The sequence below is a fragment of the Leptospira alstonii serovar Sichuan str. 79601 genome, from assembly GCF_000347175.1.
Classification (GTDB): domain Bacteria; phylum Spirochaetota; class Leptospiria; order Leptospirales; family Leptospiraceae; genus Leptospira; species Leptospira alstonii.
In genome coordinates this window covers 63,150-69,680 of record NZ_ANIK01000123.1, presented here as the reverse complement: position 1 = coordinate 69,680, position 6,531 = coordinate 63,150, and the positions used below count along the sequence as shown (strand labels likewise).

The window sequence follows — 6,531 nt, the reverse complement described above, 5'->3', positions numbered from 1 at the left end:
TCTCGGAGAAACGAATCCAAGTATCTTCCGGAATCAAAAGAGTAACCGTTTCGGAACGATTCTCCCCTAGAGTCGAACTGATTTTACAATCAGTGTTAATTAACAAAGTTCCCATACCCAATACGGTTCAGGAACGGGTTCTGACGTAAGGGGATCGGAAAGATTTCTGTTTCTATAGTCTTAATTTTTCCGCAACAAAACCAGGTTAATGTGAGTTAGTATAACAAATGCAAAAGCGATTATATGTTGCGACCGCAGGCAGCAACACTCGAGTTTGGGCGCGGTTTTCCAATTCCCGTTTCTCCACTAAATCTCCCGCAATTTGGAAAAACTCAGCCTATCAATTTCGGAATATTAGGAGTTCCTACATTGAAACAAACATCAGTCTTGTTTTCAAAGAAAAGGAGTTCCCACACTAAGATTGGGTCCGGGCTCGAAGTAAGAACAAATTTCCCGGAGAGGGGGTAGCGAAAAACGCGAATGCGTTTGCAGCGAGGGGGAAACCTCCCCCTTTCGCGCAACTTTAGCCTACGACCGACTTACAACGGCCGCAGAGATCGCCGTCCTTGGAAATATCTTCCGTATGTCTCCAACAACGAGGACATTCTCCCTGAACCGGTTTTAAAACTTTGACGGAAAATTTTTCATTCTCATGAGAGGAAAGAACTTCCATTCCTGAATTTTCATCGTGAATCTGAGAAACCACAAAAAGTAATTCCAAGGTTTCCTTAGGAAGAAGTTCGCCGAGATTGATTCCGTTTTTAGAAACGATTTCAAGACCGGCTTCGAGGGATTTACCGAGTTTGCCTTCCTGTCTTGCAATCTCCAAAGCCTTTTGAACGGCCTCTCTCGCCGAAAGCGCGGACTCAAACTTATCTTCGAGAGTCTGATTCTTCCAAGACTTCAAATCGGGAAAGGTTTGTAAGAATACGGAATCTTTCTTTCCGTTGGAAGCCCAGACTTCTTCAGCGGTAAAACTTAAGATCGGAGCCGTGAGAACACATAACGTTTCCAGAATATACTGCAGCGCCGTCGCGGAAGATCTTCTCGTTTTGGAATCTCTCGAATCGCAGTACATTCTATCCCGAATCATATCGAAATAATCCTGAGACAAGGTAACGGTACAGAATAAGATCAACTTTTGATAAATCTGATGAAACTGATACGTTTCGTAACTCGCCGCCGCGTCTTCCACAAACCGAGCCAGTTTGGAAAGATAGAATCGATCGAGTTCTTCCAATTCTTCGAAAGGAAGATTTTGTTCGGAAGTATGACCGTCCAAATTTCCTAAAAGATAACGGAACGTGTTACGGATCTTACGATACTGTTCGGATACGATCTTTAGAGATTCCTTGCCGACCTTGATATCGTCCCTGAAATCCAAAGAACCGACCCACAAACGAAGAATGTCCGCGCCGTAAACTTGAATGATATCTGTCGTAGGATCGATTCCGTTTCCGAGAGACTTAGACATCGCGTGTCCTTTTTCGTCCAAAACGTAACCGTGAGTCAAAACCGCCTTGTAAGGAGGAATTCCTCTCAGAGCCATTGCGGGCCATAGAGAAGATTGAAACCAACCTCTGTGTTGATCCGATCCTTCCAGATACAAATCCGCGGGAGGTTCGTCCTTACGTTCGTCTAACACCGCAAAGCTGGAAACTCCCGAGTCGAACCAAACGTCCAGAATATCGTTTCCTTTTTTGAAAGAATCGCTTCCACATTTTGAGCACTTGGTTCCGGGAGGCAAAAGATCTTTCGCTTTTTCGGAATACCAAATCTCGATTCCCTTTTCACGAACCATCTTGGTAAAGAATCGAATCGAAACGTCGTCGATATGAGTTTGACCGCAGGATTCGCAGATAAACGCGGGAATCGGAACTCCCCAGTTTCTCTGACGAGAAAGACACCAGTCGGGTCTTGTTTCGACCATGGAACGAATTCTAGTGATTCCCCAAGAAGGAATCCACTGAACGCCGTCGATCGCAGAGAGGGATTTTTCACGGAGTTCGTTAAAATCCATTTTAAAAAACCATTGTGGAGTCGCGCGGAAGATCAGAGGTTTCTTGCTTCTCCAGCTATGAGGATAAGAATGTTCGAACTCGCTATGATGCAAAAGTAAACCCTTCTCTTTCAAGAGCTGAATGATTTCCGGATTCGCATCAAAAACTTTTTTCCCCTGCATCAAAGGAAATTCGTCCGTATATCTTCCGTAATCGTCCACGGGTGAGAACGGTTCCAAGCCCGCCGCCAATCCGACTTTGTAGTCGTCCTGACCGTGGCCGGGAGCCGTGTGAACGCAACCCGTTCCGGCTTCGAGAGTCACATGATCTCCGAACAAAGGAATGGAAACACGATCGATAAAAGGATGTTGAAATTTGAGACCGGCCAACTCGTCCGAAGAAATCGGCTTTATTTTGTTAAGCGACACGCCCGTTGCGCCGGTCACGTTCTCCGCGAGGCCGTCCGCTAGAATGAGTTCTTCTCCGAACTCCGTTTTAAAAATGGAATATTCAATTTTTTTGTTAAAGCAAATCGCAAGATTTGCGGGAAGGGTCCAAGGAGTTGTCGTCCAGATCAAACAAAAACGTTTTTGTTCTCCGATTACCGGAAACTTCACGTAAATCGAAGGCGAAACGTGAGGATAATATTCGATCTCGGCTTCCGCGTGCGCCGTCGCCAGATCGATCGACCAATAAACCGGTTTTTTACCTCGATAAACGTAACCCTTTTGAAAGAGTTCTCCGAATACTTCCACGATCCTCGCTTCAAAATCCGGAGACATCGTTTTATAAATTCTACCTTCTTCCCAAAAACAAAGAAAACGGCTTAAGTCCTCGCTTTGTTTTCCTACAAATTCCTCCGCGTAGTTTCTACAGAGTTGCCTGAGTTCTTCGGGTCCGGTTTCGCGGGCTTTTTTCCCTAGATTTTTTAAAACCTGAACTTCGATCGGAAGTCCGTGGCAGTCCCATCCCGGAATCATGTCCGTATAAAAACCGGCGAGAGCCTTTGACTTAACGATGGTGTCTTTGAGAATCTTATTGAGCGCGTGGCCTAAGTGAAAATTTCCGTTCGCATACGGAGGACCGTCGTGAAGTATAAATTCTTTCTTTCCCTTTCTCTGCTCCCTCATTTTACGAAAGATCTGTCCGTCTTTCCAGGAACGAATCTGCGCGGGTTCTCTTTTGGCGAGATCGGCTTTCATAGGAAAGTCGGTCTTAGGAAGAAGAACCGTGGAGGAATAAGGATTTTCTTTTTGGGTTTCGCTCATAGTCGTATCAATAGTCGATTTTTGTGTTCGGGAGAATCGCCTGTAATTTTTCGGCGTCCTCTCCTTTCAATGATGTTTTTTTAATATTCAATCTTTTTAAACGAGTTAAATTTTTCAGTTTCTTATAATTGGAAGGAAGCGCTTTGATATCCGAATTCAAATTCAGATCCAATTCCTCCAAACCGGAAAGAGAAGCGAGAATTTCAACGTCGGTTTCCGTCAAAGTAAGTTTATTCCGATCCAGATACAGGGTTTTGATCGAAGGTAAAAACAAAAGTTCCGACGGAAGAGCGGCAAAATCGTTGTTTCCTGCGAGTAACACTTTCAAATTCTTTAATTTAGAAATCGATGCAGGAAAAGTCCCGAGGTCGTTTCCGAAAAGATTGAGTTGCTCTAGGTTCTTACATTCCCCGATGAATTCCGGAAGGGAAGTCAAACTGTTTAAACGAAGATCCAAATTTGTCAAATTAGGAAAACCGCAAACGCCGTCCGGAACCGAGGACAGTTTCTGCATTCCAAGATCCAAAACCCGGACCGATTCCGGTTTTGTATTTGCTTCTCTCAAGATTTCTTCCGCATTTTTCTTGCAATCGATCCAAAAGATCGGCGCCAAAAAAAGGGAGCCTATAGTAACGAATTTTTTTAACGATGGGAAATTCATTCTTCTTTTCCTTTTTATAAAGCGAAGATCGCCTCTAAACCGTTCTCGTAAGGTTCGTTCAATTCCGAAAAAGAAATTTTCATCCCGACGTCCTTCATTTCCAGAAATTCGGAGGAAGTCGTTTTACCGACCGGATAAAACTTAAGTCCTTGCGCTTCCGTTTGTCTACGGATTTCCTCCGCGGAAGAAGGATCGAATCCGACGAGAATCGCCGTCGAACTTTCTCCGAAAAGAGTCAGGTCCAGACGATTTTGTTTGAGAGATGCAAGATCCGCCGTAATTCCAAGTCCCGAAAAAAGAACCGTCTTGGAAAGTGCGATTCCGATTCCTCCCAGAGAAAGATCCCTTGCGGATTTCAGAATCCCTTTTTCGTTCAAGGAAAGAATCAGTTTACAAAGTTCTAATTCTTCCTTGATGTCGAGTTCCGGGATCGTTCCGTTGACTTGTCCGTGAATCTTTTTCAGGTATTCGCTTCCCCCTAAAGAAGGACGAAAATTTCCGAGGACAGCGAGCGAAACCCCCGCCTCCTTCGGAAAGTTGGAAAGAAGTTTTTTCTTATCCTGTAAAATTCCGACCATTCCGATCGTAGGCGTCGGAAAAATCGGACCTTCGGGAGATTCGTTGTAAAAAGACACGTTTCCTCCGGTGACCGGAAGCTCGAGAAAACGACAAGCGTCCCCCATCCCCCGAATACATTCAGAAAACATATAGTAGTTTTCCGGAATATAAGGATTTGCGAAATTGAGGTTATTGGTCACTCCGTACGGGGTCGCTCCCGTAACGGTCACGTTTCGAGCCGCCTCGCAAACGGCGAACTCCGCGCCCTTATAGGGATCCAAATACGTATATCTGGAGTTACAATCCGTCGCGGTCGCAAGGGCCTTGTTCGTATCGGGGATCGAGGAAAGTCCTCCGTCGAGTCCCGGACCGATGAGTTTTACAAGACCGACTTCGCTATCGTATTGTTCGGTGATCGGCCTTCGGGAACACACGTTCCAAGAGGAAAGAATTTCGAGTAATACGTCTTTCGCGTTTGCGCCGACGTCGGCGATCGAATCCGGCTTCCAAGTTTTTACCGCGTCCAGATAAGAAGGGCGTTTGGTTTCCCTTTCATAGCGCGGGGCGCCTCCGCCTAACACGAGTGATTCGGCGGGAATTTTTGCTTTGAGTTTTCCGCCCATATAAATCTCGATCGAACCGTCCGCGGTGACTTCGCCGATCTTGACGGCATTTAGATTCCATTTTTCGAATATAGCTACGAGCTCGGATTCTTTTCCTTTTTTAGGAACGACGAGCATCCTTTCCTGAGATTCGGAGAGCATCGCTTCGTATGCGTTCATTCCCGTTTCGCGAAACGGCACGAGATCCAAATCGATCCTCATCCCCGTTTTGCCTTTTGCGCTCATCTCCGAAGTCGCGCAGGAAATTCCGGCCGCCCCCATATCTTGAATTCCGATCAAAAGCCCCTTTTGAATCGCTTCTAGACTCGCTTCCATCAGAAGTTTTTCCATAAACGGATCGCCTACTTGAACGGCGGAACGTTTTGACTCGGACTCTTTCGAAAGATCCTTGGATGCAAAAGAGGCTCCGTGAATTCCGTCTCTTCCCGTCGTAGCTCCGACGATGTAAACCGCGTTTCCGATTTGTCCGCCGGTGGTCGCGCTCGCCATTTGGTCTTGACGCACGATTCCGACGGTCATCGCGTTCACGAGAGGGTTTTTGGAAAAACATTCGTCGATAAAAAGTTCTCCGCCGGATACGGCGATCCCGAGCGAGTTTCCGTAATCCCCGATTCCTTTTACCGCACGGGAAAGAAGGTATCGATTGCGAGGTTCGTCGGGATTTCCGAATCGAAGGGAGTTAAGCGATACGATCGGGCGCGCGCCCATCGTAAAAATATCTCTCATAATTCCACCGACGCCGGTTGCCGCACCTTGATACGGTTCCACTGCGGTCGGGTGATTGTGACTTTCGATTTTGAAAACTACGGCCAACCCGTCGCCGATATCCATCGCACCCGCATTCTCCTCGCCCGCTTTGGCAAGCAGTTTGTCCGAGGATGTCGGAAGAGTTTTTAATTTTAGTATCGAGTTTTTATAAGAGCAGTGTTCCGACCACATCGCCGAAAAAATCCCGAGTTCGGTGGAGTTTGGAATTCTTCCTAAGATTTCTTGAATTTTCTGAAACTCTTCTGCGGTAAGCCCGTGTTCGAGGGCGTCTTGTAAGGAGACGGCGTCTTTTTCCATCGATTGTCAGTATTTTTTCCAAGTCGCGCTCTGAAAATCAAATATTCCGGTAAAATTAGAACGTGTTTTAGGAATCAGTGGATAGAGATCAGAGATCAGGGTTTTAGAGATCAGAGGTCGGGTTGAAATTTTTTCGTTTTATCCGTAACGGTAAGGAAGAGGTTCCGAATTTCTCGTTCGTTTAAAATCTAGGAACTCCTAGATTTTTCAATAGGACTGAAAAATCGGACCTTTTATTCCGTGCGACTCCGATTCAATCGGAAAAACTTGAACCCTAAACCTCGTCATTCAAACCCCGCGACTCGAAGCGTCGTTCTCTTGAATTTTTTACTGACACCAAAGTTCCCACCGAAAAC

4 protein-coding genes are annotated in these 6,531 nt (G+C 45.9%); all 4 read right to left on the bottom strand.

The window, feature by feature from the left end:
• Nucleotides 1–115: DUF1564 family protein (locus LEP1GSC194_RS20570; protein ID WP_020775369.1), on the bottom strand; the 115-nt coding region annotated here is incomplete at its 3' end.
• A 408-nt stretch (nucleotides 116–523) separates the two neighbouring features.
• The gene (ileS, locus tag LEP1GSC194_RS20565) at nucleotides 524–3,268 is read right to left on the bottom strand and encodes an isoleucine--tRNA ligase (protein WP_020775373.1); all 2,745 of its coding nucleotides are present in this window, start codon (nucleotides 3,266–3,268) and stop codon (nucleotides 524–526) included.
• Between the two features lie 7 nt (nucleotides 3,269–3,275).
• Nucleotides 3,276–3,929, bottom strand: a complete 654-nt coding sequence (locus tag LEP1GSC194_RS20560) for a leucine-rich repeat domain-containing protein (protein ID WP_020775386.1) — start codon at nucleotides 3,927–3,929, stop codon at nucleotides 3,276–3,278.
• A 14-nt stretch (nucleotides 3,930–3,943) separates the two neighbouring features.
• Nucleotides 3,944–6,175, bottom strand: a complete 2,232-nt coding sequence (gene purL / locus LEP1GSC194_RS20555) for a phosphoribosylformylglycinamidine synthase subunit PurL (protein ID WP_020775343.1) — start codon at nucleotides 6,173–6,175, stop codon at nucleotides 3,944–3,946.
• Nucleotides 6,176–6,531: the final 356 nt, after the last annotated feature.

Excerpts from the sequence above, each read along its gene's own strand:
- ileS (WP_020775373.1), bottom strand. The coding sequence starts at position 3,268 with ATGAGCGAAACCCAAAAAGAAAATCCTTATTCCTCCACGGTTCTTCTT.
- LEP1GSC194_RS20560 (WP_020775386.1), bottom strand. The coding sequence starts at position 3,929 with ATGAATTTCCCATCGTTAAAAAAATTCGTTACTATAGGCTCCCTTTTT.
- purL (WP_020775343.1), bottom strand. The coding sequence starts at position 6,175 with ATGGAAAAAGACGCCGTCTCCTTACAAGACGCCCTCGAACACGGGCTT.